The 18,413-nt window shown below is 47.5% G+C and carries 20 protein-coding genes and 1 pseudogene; 15 read left to right on the top strand and 6 right to left on the bottom strand.

The annotated features are described in order from the left end of the window. The first annotated feature begins 5 nt into the window (after window positions 1-5). The gene (gene lspA, locus ABD07_RS10590) at window positions 6-497 is read left to right on the top strand and encodes a signal peptidase II (RefSeq protein ID WP_108697511.1); all 492 of its coding nucleotides are present in this window, start codon (window positions 6-8) and stop codon (window positions 495-497) included. Between the two features lie 7 nt (window positions 498-504). On the opposite strand, the gene ABD07_RS14705 is transcribed toward lspA, so the two are convergent. Beyond that, a complete protein-coding gene (locus tag ABD07_RS14705; protein WP_164502823.1) occupies window positions 505-678 on the bottom strand; it encodes a hypothetical protein in 174 nt (57 codons plus the stop codon). 62 nt (window positions 679-740) lie between these two features. Beyond that, complete coding sequence (locus ABD07_RS10585) at window positions 741-902, bottom strand: hypothetical protein (protein ID WP_160818231.1); 162 nt, start codon at window positions 900-902, stop codon at window positions 741-743. A 170-nt stretch (window positions 903-1,072) separates the two neighbouring features. On the opposite strand from ABD07_RS10585, the gene ABD07_RS10580 reads away from it, so the two are divergent. From ABD07_RS10580 to ABD07_RS10535, 10 genes and pseudogenes are all read left to right on the top strand, one after another. Beyond that, a complete protein-coding gene (locus ABD07_RS10580) occupies window positions 1,073-1,588 on the top strand; it encodes a chemotaxis protein CheW (protein ID WP_160818230.1) in 516 nt (171 codons plus the stop codon). 372 nt (window positions 1,589-1,960) lie between these two features. Further along, window positions 1,961-2,466, top strand: a pseudogene (locus ABD07_RS10575) (integrase core domain-containing protein); the annotation flags it as partial. 402 nt (window positions 2,467-2,868) lie between these two features. Further along, entirely contained in the window at window positions 2,869-3,267 is a 399-nt protein-coding gene (locus ABD07_RS10570; RefSeq protein WP_160818229.1) for a PRC-barrel domain-containing protein, read from the top strand. 141 nt (window positions 3,268-3,408) lie between these two features. Further along, entirely contained in the window at window positions 3,409-3,825 is a 417-nt protein-coding gene (locus ABD07_RS10565) for a hypothetical protein (protein WP_160818228.1), read from the top strand. Between the two features lie 190 nt (window positions 3,826-4,015). Continuing rightward, the gene (locus ABD07_RS10560; RefSeq protein ID WP_160818227.1) at window positions 4,016-4,258 is read left to right on the top strand and encodes an ElaB/YgaM/YqjD family protein; all 243 of its coding nucleotides are present in this window, start codon (window positions 4,016-4,018) and stop codon (window positions 4,256-4,258) included. Window positions 4,259-4,323: 65 nt separating this feature from the next. Beyond that, window positions 4,324-4,641 (top strand): ElaB/YgaM/YqjD family protein, encoded by a 318-nt coding sequence (locus tag ABD07_RS10555; RefSeq protein ID WP_160818226.1) that lies wholly within the window; start codon window positions 4,324-4,326, stop codon window positions 4,639-4,641. 5 nt (window positions 4,642-4,646) lie between these two features. Continuing rightward, window positions 4,647-5,093, top strand: a complete 447-nt coding sequence (locus ABD07_RS10550) for a phage holin family protein (RefSeq protein WP_160818225.1) — start codon at window positions 4,647-4,649, stop codon at window positions 5,091-5,093. Beyond that, window positions 5,093-5,455: a hypothetical protein gene (locus ABD07_RS10545; RefSeq protein WP_160818224.1), complete on the top strand. Its 363-nt coding sequence runs from the start codon at window positions 5,093-5,095 to the stop codon at window positions 5,453-5,455. Before ABD07_RS10550 ends, ABD07_RS10545 begins: the two co-directional genes overlap by 1 nt. An 85-nt stretch (window positions 5,456-5,540) precedes the next feature. Next, window positions 5,541-5,759: a hypothetical protein gene (locus ABD07_RS10540; RefSeq protein WP_160818223.1), complete on the top strand. Its 219-nt coding sequence runs from the start codon at window positions 5,541-5,543 to the stop codon at window positions 5,757-5,759. A 327-nt stretch (window positions 5,760-6,086) separates the two neighbouring features. After that, on the top strand, window positions 6,087-7,154 hold the full coding sequence (locus tag ABD07_RS10535; RefSeq protein ID WP_160818222.1) for an AI-2E family transporter: 1,068 nt from the start codon (window positions 6,087-6,089) through the stop codon (window positions 7,152-7,154). Window positions 7,155-7,222: 68 nt separating this feature from the next. On the opposite strand, the gene ABD07_RS14725 is transcribed toward ABD07_RS10535, so the two are convergent. Then, on the bottom strand, window positions 7,223-8,356 hold the full coding sequence (locus ABD07_RS14725) for a mucin-associated surface protein (protein ID WP_193566055.1): 1,134 nt from the start codon (window positions 8,354-8,356) through the stop codon (window positions 7,223-7,225). Between the two features lie 247 nt (window positions 8,357-8,603). Next, complete coding sequence (locus tag ABD07_RS15290) at window positions 8,604-9,362, bottom strand: Mut7-C RNAse domain-containing protein (protein WP_160818221.1); 759 nt, start codon at window positions 9,360-9,362, stop codon at window positions 8,604-8,606. A 170-nt stretch (window positions 9,363-9,532) separates the two neighbouring features. Here ABD07_RS15290 and ABD07_RS10520 point away from each other — a divergent pair, with 170 nt between their 5' ends. Beyond that, window positions 9,533-9,724, top strand: coding sequence for a hypothetical protein (locus ABD07_RS10520; protein ID WP_160818220.1), 192 nt, complete (start codon window positions 9,533-9,535; stop codon window positions 9,722-9,724). Between the two features lie 196 nt (window positions 9,725-9,920). Here the strand turns inward: ABD07_RS10520 and ABD07_RS10515 are convergent, their stop codons facing one another. Next, window positions 9,921-11,195: a cytochrome P450 gene (locus ABD07_RS10515; RefSeq protein WP_160818219.1), complete on the bottom strand. Its 1,275-nt coding sequence runs from the start codon at window positions 11,193-11,195 to the stop codon at window positions 9,921-9,923. An 84-nt stretch (window positions 11,196-11,279) separates the two neighbouring features. Next, window positions 11,280-13,394: a di-heme-cytochrome C peroxidase gene (locus ABD07_RS10510; RefSeq protein ID WP_160818218.1), complete on the bottom strand. Its 2,115-nt coding sequence runs from the start codon at window positions 13,392-13,394 to the stop codon at window positions 11,280-11,282. Between the two features lie 410 nt (window positions 13,395-13,804). Here ABD07_RS10510 and ABD07_RS10505 point away from each other — a divergent pair, with 410 nt between their 5' ends. From ABD07_RS10505 to ABD07_RS10495, 3 genes are all read left to right on the top strand, one after another. After that, window positions 13,805-15,298, top strand: a complete 1,494-nt coding sequence (locus ABD07_RS10505; protein ID WP_160818217.1) for a bifunctional metallophosphatase/5'-nucleotidase — start codon at window positions 13,805-13,807, stop codon at window positions 15,296-15,298. A gap of 202 nt (window positions 15,299-15,500) precedes the next feature. Further along, window positions 15,501-16,811, top strand: a complete 1,311-nt coding sequence (locus ABD07_RS10500) for a porin (RefSeq protein WP_160818216.1) — start codon at window positions 15,501-15,503, stop codon at window positions 16,809-16,811. Window positions 16,812-16,979: 168 nt separating this feature from the next. Further along, window positions 16,980-18,398, top strand: coding sequence for an acetyl-CoA carboxylase biotin carboxylase subunit (locus ABD07_RS10495; protein WP_160818257.1), 1,419 nt, complete (start codon window positions 16,980-16,982; stop codon window positions 18,396-18,398). Window positions 18,399-18,413: the final 15 nt, after the last annotated feature.

Raw genomic sequence — 18,413 nt, 5'->3', positions numbered from 1 at the left:
TTATTATGAAACTCTACATCAGCTTGAGCATCGCTTTGATTGTTCTGATATTGGATCTCGCCAGTAAATACTGGGTCGAATCCACGCTGGAATTCGGTGAGCGCATCCCGCTCACCGGTTTTTTCAACTTGGTGCTGACCTACAATCCCGGTGCCGCATTCAGTTTCCTCAGCGAGCAACCCGGCTGGCAACGCTGGTTCCTGAGCGGAATCGCGGGCAGTGCGGCCTTAGTGATTATCTTTTTGCTGAATAAATACCAGCAGGAGAAATTATTTTGTGTATCGCTGAGTTTGATTCTGGGCGGCGCACTGGGAAATTTATACGACCGCATTACGCTCGGTCATGTGGTCGATTTTCTGGATTTCTATATTGGGAATTACCATTGGCCGGCGTTTAACATCGCCGATTCCGCTATTTTTATCGGTGCCGCGTTGATGATTTATGACAGCTTCCGTAAAAAAGAAAATCCGGAAGACTCAGCAAAAACAATGAAATAACCCAATCTCATTTATTGGATTTTCTTTCCTTGGTGATCGGGTTTTGCAGGGTATAACCGTTTTCCTTCATTTTATACCCTCCGTAGGCCCCCGCCCCGGCGGCCACTAACGTCCAGCAGCCGGTTAACAACGGTATGACCGGCAAGAAAGCAATCAGGATTACTATTTGTTTTTTCTTCATTATCAATTCCGGTAAAAAATAAAATTTTAATTACTCCAGCAGACTGGCACGCTGGCTATAGATTACAGATTATCCAACGCGCTTACAACCACCCGGCGCACGCCGGAAAAACACCTCTCACCCTTCGCGGCATCTAGTGTTTTCCGGATACTTTCTAGTTTACATCCGGCTTCATCAACGGGTACGTCGCCGCCAAAACCGCACGCCTGCTTGAGGTCATGCAATAGTCTTTTCTTTGTGTCCGATAGTTTGCAAAAAGTTTACATTCTCTCAACAATTCAGCAAGTCCCCGCGGGTATAGTTCATTCCAACGCAGCAATGTGTTTTTATTCCAAGAATCATCCAGAAGATTAAGAGTACGAATTAGGTTTTATTACAGCTAGTGGAGGAATCAATGTCATTGCAAGAACTGAAAGCAAATAGCGTAACAGGGGTGCCAGCGATAGCAAGCGATCTGGCCACGAATGAATTTCTGACGTTCCGTTTGGGAGGCGAGGAGTATGGAATTGAGATTCTGAAAGTACAAGAAATCCGAGGTTACGATTCCATCACGCATATTGCGAATTCGCCAGACTATATCAAGGGCGTAATTAATCTGCGCGGCATTATCGTCCCGATCATCGACATGCGGATAAAGTTTAATCTGGACCACGCAACGTATGATCAATTCACAGTGGTCATCATACTCACGGTAGCAGGCCGGGTGATGGGGATTGTGGTTGATGGGGTATCAGACGTGATTACTCTAGCGGATGAGCAAATGCGCCAAGCACCGGGTTTAGGCTCGGTGATCAATACGGAATATATCATGGGCCTGGGTACGGTGGATGAGCGGATGCTGATATTGATCGACATCGAAAAGCTAATGAGCCGCAGCGACATGGGCCTTACTGCACATCACATTAATTAATCAACAAATTTTATAGAATATAAGTGGCATAACAAAATGCAGCCTTGGTAGAAGAAGCATCCGCCGCTGCTGAATCAATGAGGGAACAATCCAAAGCATTAATTCGGGCGGTAAGTGTATTCAAATTCGCTAACCATGGTGAACAAGCCGCAGTCGTGCCGCCCACAAAAAACCCTGGTGTAGTGTAACAATGCTATCCAACTGTAGATCAGCGATCAGGAAAGCTGCAGTGAATACCAAGGCAGAAACGGCACCTGAGAATATTAGCGATGCCAACTCGCAAAGTTGCATCAGGCGGTAAAGAAGATTGGGAAGAATTTTAACAATAAACATTGATTAAATGTGATAGAAACAACTTCGGCACTCTCAATCGTGGGACGAATTTACCAGCAAACCTTCGTCGATACCTATTCCAAGTGGGCCGCTGCTAAGCTGTATACCACCAAAACACCGATCACAGCGGCTGATTTACTCAACGACCGGGTACTGCCGTTCTTCGCTGAGCAGAGCATGGGCTCATCCGCATCCTGACCGACCGTGGTACCGAATATTGCGGTAAGCCGGAGAATCACGATTACCAGCTCTATCTGGCACTCAACGACATTGAGCATTCCAGAACGAAAGCCAATCATCCGCAAACCAACGGTATCTGCGAGCGAGTCCACAAAACCATCTTACAGGAGTTCTACCAGGTGGCATTCCGGCGCAAGATTTACCAGTCCATCGAAGAGTTACAACACGATCTGGATGAATGGATGGTGTATTACAACAGTACGCGTACTCACCAGGGCAAGATGTGCTGTGAGCGCACACCAATGCAAACTTTAATTGACGCAAAGGAGGTATGGGACGATAAAATCACCGCATTGAATAACTGAATTTGATCTAACAGGCACATCGTCAAATCGTGTGACTGTTCAGATCGGGTCTGAATTACTATAGCTTAACAGTATGAGATTGGGTGACACCCCGCATTATTAAATCAAAACCAAAAGATTGACTAATGCAGCAAGAAATTATCTGACTGGAAGATAGCCCAACCCACCGCCACCAGAGCAATCAGGCGTACTTTATCCACGCCGATCTCCTCTACACCCTGAGATTTCTTGCAGCCCATTAATGTGGCCTAAGTTAGCTACCGAACCGACTGTGCTGAGCTTCGCGCGTATTGTTACTGGCGAGGTGTAGAAAAAATCATACACGCTCTATCACAGGATTCTCTGATCACAAGAATATGATGAAAGGATCCTTTACCAAAGTCATTTTTGCAGGAGCTTTATATGAATTACGAAGATCGCGATACACATGGTATTTACAAAGGTGATAACCAAGCCTCTGGGGCTCGTTTGATGGGTGCCGAAACACTTATTGGAAACGATGTTTGCAACCAAAATGGTGATGACCTGGGGGACATTAAAGAAATCATGCTGGATACAGCTACGGGTAAAGTTTGTTATGCAGTACTGTCCTTTGGCGGTGTTTTGGGGATAGGAAGCAAGTTGTTTGCGGTACCTTGGAATGCGCTAAAGCTAGATACAAAAGAAAAACATTTTGTACTCAATGTCGATAAGAATCGTCTTGAAAATGCACCGGGATTCGATAAGGACAACTGGCCGAATATGGCGGACAAATCCTGGGAAAATGAAATTCATTCTTATTATGGAACTACCAAGCAATAAGTCGCTAGTCTATCCATTTGATGTATGACATGGTTGCAAAAGACAGGACATGGGACGATGCAATTGCAGTGAATTGCCCGCTCCCATGTTTATAGCAAAGCTTAATTCGTAGAGTTACCCCAAAATATATCAGGAGAAATCATGAAAACTTCTATTATCACTTCATTTCTACTTGCGATAGGTATTACCTTCGGTGGTGCCAATGCGGCAGCTGAAGAAATGTCAAAAGATGAATATAAAGCTTATAAAGATAAAATTGATTCAATCTACAAGGTATCAAAAGAAAAGTGCGAGTCATTTTCAGGTAATGCTGAAGACATCTGCACTGCAGAAGCAAAAGCACGTCATAACGCGGACAAAGCCGGTCTTGAAGCCAAGTATAAGCCTACCGATAAGACTCAATACGAAGCTCGTATTGCTAAGGTCGATGGCGATTATTCTATAGCGGTCGAGAAATGCGATGACTTTGACGGTAACGTTAAAGATGTTTGTATCGAAGAAGCGAAAGCCGCGAAGATCCAGGCAACAAACGATGCCAAGGCTCAGATGAAACATTAGAGCCGTTTCTTGCACGAGAATAAAACCAGATTGATTGTCAGAATATTTGCGATTAAGCAATGGCATCGATGAGTATCACAAAGGATGAATTCTCAATTGAAAGTTTCCCTGTAATCATTGACCTAGCACATATCATCAACCTAAAGCCGTACATAACGTACAGTTCAAATTAAAACCAAGAGGCTTCATTATGAAAAATGTAGACACAGTTGTAGATACAGTAACCGATATGGCAAACGAAACTGCTGAAAAGGCCAGCAAAGCCACCAAACAGGTCGCAGATAAAATGAGTGAAAAAGGAGAGCAATTGCAACATGCCGAGCAGCGATTGATGAAAGAGGCTGCCGATTATGTTCGAGATAATCCAATGACGTCGGTAGGTATCGCGATAGGCGTAGGTTTTCTATTAAGCAAGTGGTTTAACAATCGTTAAACTAAGAATCTCATAAGTCTGTGAATCTAATGCACAGTTTAAGTAAACGATAACAGGAATATCACATGGAAACTGTAAACAAAGCATCCCATTTAGCGCATGAAGCAGTCGATAAGGCCGCTCATGCAACCCATCAGGTTGCAGATAAAATTGCTGATAAAGGAGATCAACTGAATGATCTCGCGCATGAGACGATAGATAAGGTTGCCCAGGTAACTAATCAGACCGCTGATAAAATTGTCGACAAAGGAGATCAACTGAAACTTGCTGAGAAGCGGCTGATGAAGGAATGTACCGCTTATATCCGCGAAAATCCAATCACATCGGTCAGTATTGCGGCAGGGATGGGTTTTCTTCTGAGCAGATTATTGAATAATCGCTAAATACGATGGATTCAAACGCCACAAAAAATGAGGCATCTGAGCAAGCTGCGGCGGATTCTCTCTCTGAAAACGATTCCGGCGTGACTGATGATTTAAAGTCGTTATGGCATGAATTGCGTGAATTGAATCACATGCATTTCCGGCTCCTGGCACTTGAGGCACAGCAGGCGGGCAATAGTTTAGTGGTCATGATCGTGGCCGGTATAATGGCAGCCGTTGTGCTGAGTGTCGCGTGGCTAGGATTCCTGGCAGCTGTCATATTGGCGCTAAACCAGTATGGCATACTGACAGATTATATTCTGCTAATACTGTTGACCGTCGTTTTAAATTTACTGCTTGCGCTGGTTCTATGGAGCGTGATACGCAGCAAAGGCTATTATTTGCGATTCCCAGCAACCTTCCGCAGCCTTCGATCCATGCCGCCAGCCCCCGGAAACACGGAGGAATCCTGATGTCAGACACAATTTTAAACGGCAACGAACCCAAATCTTTAACAGCGCAAATAAAGGATGCGGAGTTGCAGGTACTGAAACACCAGCGTATGGTTGCTATTCGTACTGATGACCTCATTCAGAAAACACAACAACAAATGACTGCTCCAGCAAGCTTGCTATTAGCGGGCGGTATCGGATTTGTACTTGGGGAACTCACCAAAAGCAAATCTTCCAAACCTCATGGCACTGACGAAGAATCCCAGGTTACGGAAACTAAAGACATTGCCAGCACCTTAATGAGTGCGCTCAATCAATTGGTCACGATCAATGCGTTATATACAACATTCAGTGATTCAATGAAACAAAAGGAGTCACAATAAGCATTATCAATGTTTGTAGTCAAATTATGTATTCGGTCTGTAACAACTGCAATCTGTTACATCGTTAGCGATGGAAATGCCATGAATGAAATACTGGACTCCGATTATTATCGGTACTGGCAGTGCAGGTCTTGCTGTGCTACGCAAAATAAGAAAACAACTCGCAGAATCTGTAATCACTGATGACGGCCTGTGGGACACGATCTGCACACGAGTTGGCTGCATGCCATCTAAAGTATTAATCGAAACGGCCAATACTTTTTACCATCGTGACACTTTCACGGAATTTCGTACTCGAGAGTAACCCCCTTAAACTTGATATACCTGCTGTATTTCAGCGGGTCTACCGATTACATAATAATTTTGTTGTCAGTACAGTGAAAATTGCCGAGGATTTAAGTTGGGGAACCAGCATTTGACAATTAAGGGCATACGCGCTTAGACCAATATAACAAGAAGGTTTCTGCAAAACTTAGTTTTTAAAATTTTGACCTAAAATACTGCTTTTTTTGAAGGATTTATATTTTTTAACTGTTTCTAATGCAGAGAAATACGAGAACGGTGTGTCCGCTGAATTCCGGATTTGACAGCGAACTACATAATCGATATGAGCAAACTGAAGGGAATTAGTATGTACAGACTCGAAGAGAAGACTTTCCTAGTGCTCCTCGTTACAGCTTCGCTGGCCTTCGCCTGGATCTTATGGCCATTCTTCGGCGCGATTCTCTGGGGAACAGTTATGGCCATTGTGTTTGCGCCGGTGTTCCGGCGGTTATCAGAATCTATGCGGCAGAGCCCCAGTGCCGCTGCTCTTACTACAATTCTAATTATCATTGTATTAGTGATCCTGCCACTGATGTTGATTGCCACATCCTTAATGCAGGAAGCTGCCAGCCTGTATGACATGATTCATGCCGGCAAGCTGGATTTTGGTCTCTATTTTCATCAGGTCTGGGATGCTTTACCCGCTTGGATTCAAAAAATGATGGTGCAATTAGGGCTGACGAACCTTGTCGCGGTGCAGGAAAAACTGGCCGTCGGCCTTCGACAGGGTAGCCAATTTTTCGCCACACAGATCCTCAACATCGGTCAATTCACATTTCACATCATCGTCAACGTTTGTGTCATGCTATATCTTCTGTTCTTTTTGCTGCGCGATGGGGACGCATTGTTCAGAAATATCAAGAAGGCGATTCCATTGCAGGCTGAGCAGCAGCGCGTACTCTTTGCCAAGTTCACCACGGCCGTTCGCGCCACGGTTAAAGGCGGTATTTTCGTAGCGATATTGCAGGGTATGCTCGGTGGTTTGATCTTCTGGTTTCTGGGGATTCACGCACCATTACTATGGGGTGTGATAATGGCTTTTCTTTCACTGTTGCCTGCAATCGGCGCTAGCCTAGTCTGGTTGCCAGTGGCGATCTACTTACTGGCAACCGGTGCCTTGTGGCAGGGCTTGATTTTGATTGCCTTCGGCGCTCTCGTAATGGGGCTGGCGGATAATTTCTTGCGCCCCGCTTTAGTGGGCAAGGATACCAAGTTGCCTAACTATGTAGTGCTAATTTCCACACTGGGTGGCCTTCAAATATTCGGACTCAACGGCCTTATCATTGGCCCGGCCATCGCAGCCATGTTTATGGTTGTTTGGGAAATATTCTCAGCAACCAGGCAGGAGCATCGAAATGATATCGACAGTCCCTGAATATCACCGTTCCTATAATTTATGTAAGTCTGCTTACTCTTGATCAGAGCGTTTGTGGAATCAAAGACTCAGGAAGGTTGCGGTGGAACTTTGATCCATTGGCCTGAGCATTGCTTCACATAAGGATAGTATCCTTCCGGCTTGCGGCAGTAATACCAGTAGTTTTTTTGCTGCACAGGCGCAGGTCCGGAAACTTCATTCCGTTGAACATAGGTGGGAGCTCTGCCCGGCGCTAATGCCATGGGTGACGAAAACACCGGCGAGGCAGCCAGATATCCGCCTAAGGGGTAATACGGTTCGAAATAGCGGTAAGGGCCAAAACCGGCATAACTATTATAGAATCCCACGCCAACACCCCGGCCGCCGTAAAAACCAAAACTGCTAAATGGTCCGCCAAAACCATAATAACCGAAGGGAACAAACGGACTGTAATAACCAAATGGCCCGAATCCGAATCCCATCCCCACGCCCAGACCTAAACCAAATCCTAAACCAAAGTTATCGTGATGATGATGCCCTCCTCCATGATGATGGCCATGATCATTTCCGGCAGTATTTTGATCTACATTCGTATTGTTCTGAATATTCACATTTTGTGTGGAGGAACCATCTTGGACAGCAGTACTGCCATTCTGGACGGATTGGCCACCCGTAGCAGAAGCAGTTTCGGCAGCCCCAGTAGAATCCGTTGTCCCTGCGGATTGCGTTGAATCGGTAGATTCCGCATTCGGACTTGAATCATTTTGTTGACCCTGAGCATCCGCTTGAGCACCTTGATTTGGATCCGAAGTGCTATCCACGGATTGATCCGGTAACTCTTTTTTTAAGGCTTCATCCGCAGGCCCATCGTTACCGGATGCTGTATCAGTGCTGTTATCCGGCGTATTTTCCGGAGTGAAATCATCCGGCTGGCCCGCTGCGTCGGTTTGCTCTAAATCATTTCCCTGGAACGCATCATCGGCTGCTCCAAAATCTTCCGGTTGGTTGAATTGATCGCTCTGATCGAAAGCATCGCTTTGGTCAAAACCGCCCTGATCGGAGTAATCCGGATATCCGCCCGAATCGAAATCACCGCCATAATCACCACCATAGTCACCGCCAAAATCACCACCGAAATCGCCACCATAGTCGCCGCCGAAATCACCGCCATCGAACCCGCCATCAGAGCCACCGCCATCTCCCTCAGCGCTTGCTGGATTCACTGAAAATATTCCGCAGAGGACGATAGCCAAGCACGCTAATTTATATTTTTTCATATCAACCTCAATCAGAATTCACTACAACTTTTATCCGTTAATCAAATCTCTAACCATCACCACCGGCTTCCTCAGTCACCAACCGGCTTCGCCTGCTATTTGACACCATCATAACGAGGTAAATCTGAATGCATACTGAATACAAAAACCCAAGCAGAATGCGATTCAAACGACGGAAAATATCAGCCTCGATTTAAGGCGCCGATTGCGATTTCTCATCAACGAATTCGTCAAGAAGCTGCTTGATGCGCATACTGTGACTCCCCTGCCAGTAAATCCTATCGCATTCCGGACAAATCAAAAATTTATCGTAATATCGCCTTGTCAACGGCTCCAGGCGATGTTCGATAGATTTCTTGCCGGTCTCTATCAACAACCCATTGCACTGGGTACAACGCGTTAACGGTTTGATCAAGGAATATAGCGCAAATCTTTGCAGAACTTCCCGAGTCTGCATTTTCGGTCTATCCGCGCGCACAAAATACCCGTGCGTAATGATCCTGCGTTTCAATAACGAACGATCCCTGGTAAGCACCGCGCGCCGCTGCTCACTGGCAATCTTTGCCACCGCGCCATCGTCGTAATCATTGCGATAGAGACAGTCGAATCCAAGCAACCTCAAGTAGCGCGCCAATCTTCCAAGATTGCTATCGACCACGAACAGCGGCGGCTGCGATAACTCCGCGCGCAGTTGCAGTGCCGGTATACCGCTGCAACTCTCGCCCGGTGGAAAAACTTCGATATGATCGCCATCCCGCACAGTATAGTTAAAATCTACTGCAATACCATTCACCGCAATTCGTTCAACTTCCGGATGCGGCACATTGAACGATTCGATCATGTCCTTAACCGAGGCTTTCCGTTCAAAGTTGTGAATAATCTCCGCATCGCCCAGCCCTGGCGCAAGAAAATCATTCAGTGATTGATAAAAGCGTATTCCGATCTGCGCCACTGATTACATTTCCAGTATAAGTTATAGCTTAGATTCGGATTGTATGCAGGTGTTTGATGTCAAGGTGAATTTAATTTGATCAAGATCAATATTTCGCGGAACTGTAAACGGTATTCTGCGAATCGTCGTCATACAAAATTAATTAACAACTACCATTCAGAAGGTTCTATATGAGAATTGCACAATTTTTGGCAGTATCGGCGGTTTTAGTTCTAGTTGCCTGCGGTGGAAAACCAACAGCGCCGGAATCGCCCGATCCGGACGCTTACGGTAAAACCATCCAGCCTTTCCATCAAATACCATCGGGCGATCAGGAAGGTGGCGGAAAAGCCAGATCGACTGAAGAAAAATCGAGTTACTAAAGTTCACTAGAGGGTGGACAGTGCTCTATGGTTGAAAATCACAAGCAACTGAGGCTGTAGAGCACTGTCTTTTTATCACGAAAGAAGAAATTACTTACACACAGTACAGAGAAAACACCGGTCGGGCACCTTGCCCAAGCTACCCGCCTGCTCCGCACACTTTAACAGCCACTCAAAAGCAGCAACCTACCCCGTTCTACGCTGTTGCCCAGGAAAGATCGTATGCTTCGGGGAACGGTCCGGATTTGTAGTCTATATCGCTTTTCGGTGCTATATCTTTCTGCAGCAATACTTGCCGGACCATTTCAGGAATCATCACCATGCCTACGTAACGCCCCAGGCATTCATGGTTACCGAATCCGAAGTGAAAATAGTTATACCAATTGCGCTGCGGAATGAATTCATCCGGTGATTCAAATGCCCGCTCATCGAATGTCGCGGATAACGTCACCGGCAAAACATAAGTACCGGCACACAAAACCGTTTCGTGGTCTGTTCCTTTCGCCGCCGTATAATCGCTCACTGTAGTGCGGAACAAATACGACGTGATCGGAGCAAAACGCAATGCCTCCCATACGATACCGTCGAACTCGGTTGTATCTTCCTTCTGTGCAGCCGCTTTTGCCGCCGCCAGCCATTGCGAATGCTGGAACAAATATTGCAGCACTTGCGCTACGGCTTGCGCAGTGGTCTCGATCGCACCGATCAACAAGCCGCCGGCATTCACACCCAGTCGTTTGATATCAAAGTCCAGTTCTTTCGCAAAACTGGTGCGCAGCATCCGGGTAACGATGTCATCATCCAATCTGACAATGGTTGAAAACGTCAATTTCTCGAGCTTCACTGCCAGTAACCGTTTCGCAATCAGCATCGTGATGTAGTCTCCCAGTTTTTTGGAAGTTTCACTATGCCGGTCGATAATGCGTTGTGACAATTCCGGAGGCAGCAAATCGAATGGCTGATTATGGAACGTATCGTATTGATTCCAGTAAGACCACTCGATCAAGTCTTCCCGGTTCGCGCCGGTCAGTCCGAAATACTTCTGCACCAATGTCGCCGGAACCATGCGGCAAAATTTGTTCACCACTTCGATCTGCCCATTGGCGTTACCGAGAATACCACTGGCAATATCCGCAACCAGATTGCGCACTCTGGGCAAGTCGTCACGATTCAGCATAAATTGCATCAGCGATTTCTCACGGGTATGCAGTGCATCATCATCGTGCGCCATGAGGTAATTGTCCATTTTGGGGACATACGGTTTGACGGTGAATACCTTGTACATCAGCAGTATTTCCCTGACATCGTCAAACCGGGTCACCAAGGTACAATCCGGCGTCACCAGGATCGGACGTTTAGCGCGCAATTCCTTAAAAAAAGGTAAAGGTTCCTTGTCCATCCAGCGGCGCACCAACGGGAATTTTTCCGCATCGGGAGCTGCATCATACCGTTCAAGATAGCTTGTACTCATTTCAATACTCCTTGTTCAATAAACATCCCCGTGGCCAGACCATGGGGAATCGCAAGTTAAGAATGATTACTAAAGAGTGTCCAATTACAGAGTTTTAAGATATTCCAGCAAATCGAGTTTTTCTTCCTTGCTCAGCGGTCTTAGAGTTACTCCATTCGGTTGCGCTGTTTTTCCGGATGCATATTCGTGCCCGGCGTTGCTATTGGCAGGAAAACTGGTGTCGAAAGTAAAGCTTTTATATCCGCTGCTTTTCAGTCCCACTTTGACCGGATCAAATTCGCGCGAACCAACCTCGAATTGATCAGGACGGTATTCCCCATCATCCGGATCACCTTCACGTTTTTTAGGTAATAATAAATCATACAGCGATGGAACCGAGCCATTGTGCAAATACGGCGCAGTCGCCCAGATTCCATTCAAAGGCCGTCCCTTGTAGGCATTGAGCGAGGCCAGTGGATTGACAGTAGTATCCGGATCATAGTTGCCATTTTTGATTGAAGATTTAATCTCATTTTCAATATATGCTCTTATGAGATTATCAGCCCAGTCCGCCCAATATTGAAAAAACCATTTATCGGGATCAGCAGGGGTAGCCACTACGTTCTTGGTCGCTTGGGTTAGCAAAGCTGCAACAGGAGCCCTTTTATCTAGCAAAAGATTACCTACTTCAAGCCTTACATACTGATTGCGCAAAATGCCGGAGTATCCCTGATAAGCAAAGCTGTTCTCAGCCATGGTTGGATCCGTTTTCACATCACTTACTCTTGTCATGTTAGCGATGACACGGCGATTGGGATCCGTACGATCAATCGCGGCATGGCAGGCTGCACAATACTCGTGAAACAATACTTCACCATTAGCAGCTCTTTCCATATCGATCTTCCCTAGAATCTCTTGCGGCCATACCGGAGAATTTAATTTCTTCAGATGCGATTCAATTCTATGTAAGTTTTGCACATCAATGGAAGAGTCAAATTTGACCCGCGTGGTGCCAGAACCTTGAAAGAGAAGCGATGTCAATGACACCCCCTTTTCTTCTCTCCAATCAAGAGTGCCAAATACGCCAATTACTTCGCCTGCATTCCGGCCGATCGGCCCCAGCCCGGCATTATCAGCTATCCCATTCCATTGCACATAATCGTGTTGAGCAATATCCCATAAAAAAGGATAGCTAACAGGTGCGTCAGGTCTATTGAACACTGCATCATTCAGTAGCGCTATCTGCAAAGGTGTAAGGTGCTTTTTAAGCTGCTCCATCAAATGATCACGTTGCTCTCCCGTTATTACTTTATCTACCTTTGACAGGATCTCGTCGATTTCTTTCTCAGTCACTGTCTTATCCAGCTGTGAAATCTCTTCGATTTGAGCCTTCGTCAATTCTTTATCAAACCGTACCTTCCGGTCATGTAATAACTCTCTCAGTTCCTTTTCGTTGATGATATGCTCTAGCACTCGATTATAAATGCGACCAAAGGCATCAAGCCTCGCATAGCCATAAGAAGTCGGACTTGCATTGATATAGGTATAGCTGTAAATACGTTGTTCATATTTACTTAAATCAGTAAGCACATCAGCTTCCGACTTGTAATTCCCCTTGGCCAATACATTTTTGACAAACCGCTGTTTGGCTTCCGCGTCTTCGCGCGTATGTTTCAAGGCTTTTGCCAAATCGATCATGATGTTTTCCATATCCGCGGTGGCCGGACCACCATCAATGCGGATACCTACACCGTTATAGTTGATCTGCCCGGTATGGCAAGCCGCGCAAGTTAAACCGACATATTCTTTGCCCTTGTAGCTATCTTTAACCCAACCGACCGGCAATGCATCAGGATTGCCCGACGAAGCCTTCTGAGGTAAATAGCGATAAAAATTCATATTCTCATCGGAACGGAAAAGCTGAGATTCTCCCGGTTTTTCCAACACCAGGAAGAAATCATAGGGCATCAGGTTTGACCCTTGGGTGATGTTATAAAACCACAAACTGTCTTCAGCTTTCCAGCCCTGATCAAGGTATTTAATCTCTGTATAGCTATCACCAAGATGATCTTTTTCAACAGTAACTGCGTAGCGATTTTGCGCTTGTTCGGTTTCCGGTATTAAGCTCACATTACAACCAGATAGTATTCCAATGAAAAGAACCAAGGCTGAATAACGAAATAAAAACCGTTTTTCTGACGAAATGAAGTATTGTTCCACGATAATTCCCCTTTCACTTGAATTTGTTCAATCAGCATTGTTTAGGACACGTACAGCACTCATACCCGTAAACTCCTGCTCTTACATTACCTGACTTTGGATTATTTCTTCTTGAGGCCCGTGCTTGACGCTAACGCTCAATCCTGGCGGATTGTATTTTTCTTATTGGCAGTTCCCGATTATATTCACAATCCGTTGCTGATCATAGCAATACTCGCACATCTCAGAAACATATTTGATACAAATAGCAACTTTACGGTATAACCTTAAGGAATCGCATTAGCTTTTTCGCTGCACCGGCTTGAAACCGTTTGCCAGCAACCAAAGAACCCGGCCGGCACAGTGAATGACAGCAACGGGCTTTGAGCAATACTGTAGATATGACAATCATCAAAATACGGGGTGTTATCATGAAAAAACCATTCGCCGTTTTACTCTCGATCGTTTTTGTTTTCGCGCTGACTGCCTGCGCCACAGCGCCCACCGCACCCGCCGGTGATGACCGGATTCACGTGACGATTCTCCACTTTAACGATATTTACGAAATCACCCCGGTCAGCGGCGGCAAGGAAGGCGGCATTGCACGGGTCGCCACCTTGCGCAAACAATTGCTGGCGCGCAACCCCAATATCATCACCACATTGGGCGGCGATCTGTTCAGTCCGTCCGCAATCGGCACCGCTCAGTATGAAGGCGACTGGCTGGCCGGGCGGCAAATGGTCGATGTGCTGAATCACTTTGCGCTCGACTACGCCACCTTCGGCAACCATGAATTCGATGTCAAAGAAAATCAATTCAACCAACGCATGAAAGAAGCGAAATTCGCCTGGGTATCGAGCAATGTGTTTGCCGCCGACGGCCAACCTTATGCCGGCGTCAAACAGAATCTGGTGATTCCCATCGCGGATAAAAAAAGCGGAAAAACTTTCAGGATCGGTATGTTCGGCCTAACGCTGGCGGCTAATAATCCGGGCTACGTGCGCTACTCCGATCCCATCGCAGCCACTGCTGAGCAAATCAAGCAACTCAACGGGCAGGCCGATTTTATGATCGCCCTGACGCACCAAGCCATCGACGACGATATCGAACTGCTGCAAAAATTTCCGCAAATCGGCCTGCTGCTCGGTGGACATGAACATGTCAACTATCAAAACTGGCGCGGCAATTTCACCCCTTTACTGAAAGGTGACGCCAACGTGCGCTCGGTGTACGTGGTCGATCTTTATTTCGATCCGCAAACCGGCAAAACCGAAGTCAAACCCACGTTTGTTCCGATCAACGACAGTCTGGCCGAAGATCCCGCCGTCAAAACCGTGGTCGACAAATGGATGAAGATCGCTTTCGATGCCTTCCGGCAGCAGGGATTTGAACCCGAAGCCGTGGTCACGACCACCACCGAAGCGTTGGACGGACTCGAATCGAATGTACGCACCCGTAAAACCAACCTGACCGAACTGATCGCCAAAAGCCTGCTGCGCCCCTACCCCGAAGCCGAACTCTCGCTCTACAACAGCGGTTCGATCCGCATCGACGACGTACTGCCCGCCGGTCAAATCACCGTCTACGATGTTATCCGGGTACTGCCGTTCGGCGGCAAAGTGCAACTGGCCGCGATCAAAGGCAGTTTGCTGTTAAAGACATTGAATCAAGGGATAGCGAACACCGGTGCGGGCGGCTTTCTGCAATCCGCCAACACGCAGCAGGTCAACGGCGCTTGGCAAATTAACGGCAAACCACTGGATACCCAAAAAACCTACAAACTCGCGATCAACGACTTTCTCGCATCCGGCAAAGATCTCGGTTTGGACTATCTGAAACCGGGCAACCCGGATTTCGTCATTGTTAATCCAGGAGATAATTATGATATCCGCCAAGTGGTGATTGATCAGTTGAAGAATAATTGAAATATTTTTCGGGATCGGTTGTGAACTCTACATTACAAACACAATAACGGCTTTCCTAAACAACTCCAATTGAAAATGCAGCATTAACTTGTCCGGATTGATTGAGTAATCAATCCGTCCGGCTACGTTTTATTCCGAAGTGAATCGTTTCGCGCAGCATGCCAACTTTGAGTTGTTTTGACTAAACATCAGGAACAACACTATGAATTACCACATGAACACGATCAGTACAGTACTCGGAATAGTTTTATCGGCAATCATCACGCTTGACCAAGCTCATGCCAACAGCTTACCGGAACTCTATAAACGCAGCGGCTTGCAAATTGGCGGCTGGATCAATGGCGGCGCAACCTACAATGCTAATAATCCGTCGGATGGTTTCAACGGCGCGGTTACCTTCGCCGATCGCGCCAACCGGTTTCAATTGAATCAGCTAAATCTCTTTATCGAACGCAGCGTCGAAACGGATACTTCCAATTGGAGTCTTGGCGGGCGCTTCGATTTCCTGTTCGGAACCGATGCCATTTACACTCAGGCCTTCGGTATTTCCGCGTTCGACGAAAATACCGGCGAACCATCGGAGCGAGGCAACTGGGATTTGAATCTCTGCTGCAAGTCGACGCGCACCTATGGCATCGCGCTGCCGCAAGCTTATTTGGAAACGCACGTACCGGTCGGCAACGGTCTAAACATCAAGGCGGGACATTTTTACACGCCGCTGGGTTATGAAAGCGTTCCCGCGCCTGACAATTTTTTTTACACCCGCGCATATATCCTGAACAGCGGCGAGCCGTTCACGCACACCGGTTTTCTAGGCACTTACAACATTGATAAAAACTGGACCATCCAGGGTGCGGCGACCACCGGCAGCGCCACTGGCGGATGGGACGGCGGCTTTGACAAACAGCTCGACAACTGGGGCGGATTGGCCAATCTAACATGGAATAGCGACGATAAAAGAACCAGTATGGCGTTGGGCGGTACCTATGGCCAAACAGCGGTGAATCAACCATGGATGATGTACAGCGTGGTGCTGCAACATTGGCTCACACCCAAGATGCACGGCGTATTACAGCATACGCATGGCTGGGCGGCCGATATCAGCCTGCCCGGAGGAATCAGCAACGCCGCTTGGTATAGCATCAATACCCACCTGACTTACGATCTGCAAAAAAACCTGTCGATCGGCATTCGCGCCGAACGGTTTCACGACCGCAATGGCTGGCGGGTGTTTTCCCCTTATCGTATTCTGTCGGCAATGAACAATAAGGGCGTCAGCTATGCCGGGAATATTCCTTTCGCCAGCGCACCTGCGGATTATTACGCCGTTACCCTGGGTATGAACTGGAAACCGGCGATGCACTGGAACAAAGGCTGGAAGCCGGTGCGCAATCTCAATATCCGCAAGAATATCCGCTACGACCGGGCAGATGGCATCAACACGGCTTTCCACCCGTTCGACGGCAAAAAGGATCAGTTTTTATTCTCGCTGGATGCGATGATTCCGTTTTAAAAAAAAACATCAACCCAAGGAAACCCAGAAAACAGAAACGAGCAATTACCAGAAGACGATCATCGGGTTATCAGCACAGCAGTTTCTCAAGTTTCCTTTCAAACGCCCTAACCGGAATCGATCAGGTAGAATACCGGCATTACGTTTTTCAAAGCGGCCCCAAAAATGATGTTACGTAAAATCTTCATTGCCAATCGCGGCGAGATTGCTGTGCGCATCATTCGGGCGTGTGCCGAGATGGGCATCCGTTCGGTGGCGATCTATTCGGAAGCGGATCGTTTCGCGCTGCATGTCAAGAAAGCGGATGAGTCGTACTGTATCGGCAGCGAGCCGATGGCGTGTTATCTGAATATTCACGCGCTGGTCGATCTGGCGCTGGCGACCGGTTGCGATGCGATACATCCCGGCTATGGATTTTTGTCCGAAAACGCGCAATTCGCGCGCGCCTGTAAGGAGCGCGGCTTGATTTTCATCGGCCCCGAACCTGACGTGATTCATCGCATGGGCGATAAAACCGAGGCGCGCAAGTCGATGATCGCCGCCGGTATTCCGGTGACACCGGGATCGGAAGGCAATTTGCATTCGGTCGACGAAGCACTGAAAGTTGCCGGGCAGATCGGTTATCCGGTGATGCTGAAAGCGACTTCCGGCGGTGGCGGACGCGGTATCCGGCGCTGTGATAATGCCGAGGAATTAAAACGCAATTACGTGCGGGTGATTTCCGAGGCAACCAAAGCATTCGGCAGCGCCGATGTGTTCCTGGAAAAATGCATCGTCAATCCGAAGCATATCGAAGTGCAAGTGCTGGCGGATCATCACGGCAATGTCATTCATCTGTATGAACGCGATTGCTCGATTCAGCGCCGCAACCAGAAATTGATCGAAATCGCGCCGTCGCCGCAACTCGACGAAGCGCAACGCCAGTATATCGGCGGCCTGGCGGTGATTGCCGCGAAATCGGTCGGTTATACCAATGCAGGCACGGTGGAATTTCTGCTCGACGACAGCGGACGGTTTTATTTCATGGAAATGAACACCCGCGTGCAGGTCGAGCACACCATCACCGAAACCATCACCGGCGTCGACATCGTCGAGGAACAAATCCGCGTGGCGGCGGGCTTGCCGTTGCGCTTTAAACAAGAAGAAATTGTCCGGCGCGGCTATGCGATCCAGTTCCGCATCAACGCCGAAGATCCGAAAAATAATTTCCTGCCCAGTTTTGGCCGCATTTCCCGCTATTACGCGCCGGGCGGCCCGGGTGTGCGCACCGACACGGCCATTTACACCGGTTACGAAATCCCGCCCTTTTACGATTCCATGGTCGCGAAAGTCATCGTCAGCGCGCTGACCTGGGAAGATGTGATCAAGCGCGGCGAGCGCACGTTGCGCGATATGGGATTGTTCGGTATCAAAACCACGATTCCGTATTATTTGAAGATTCTGAAACACCCGCAATTCCGTATAGGGCAATTCAATACCGGTTTTGTCGAACAAAACCCGAACCTCGTTCAATATTCCGATAAACCCCGCCCGGAAGTGCTGGCCAGCGTGATCGCGGCGGTCGTCGCTTCGCACACGGGTCTGTAGGGATTCACTGGTCAA

This window comes from Nitrosomonas oligotropha (assembly GCF_009833085.1).
In the GTDB taxonomy this organism is placed as follows: Bacteria; Pseudomonadota; Gammaproteobacteria; order Burkholderiales; family Nitrosomonadaceae; genus Nitrosomonas; species Nitrosomonas oligotropha.
The sequence above is the reverse complement of the archived record's forward strand: the minus strand, read 5'-3'. Positions and strand labels throughout refer to the sequence as shown.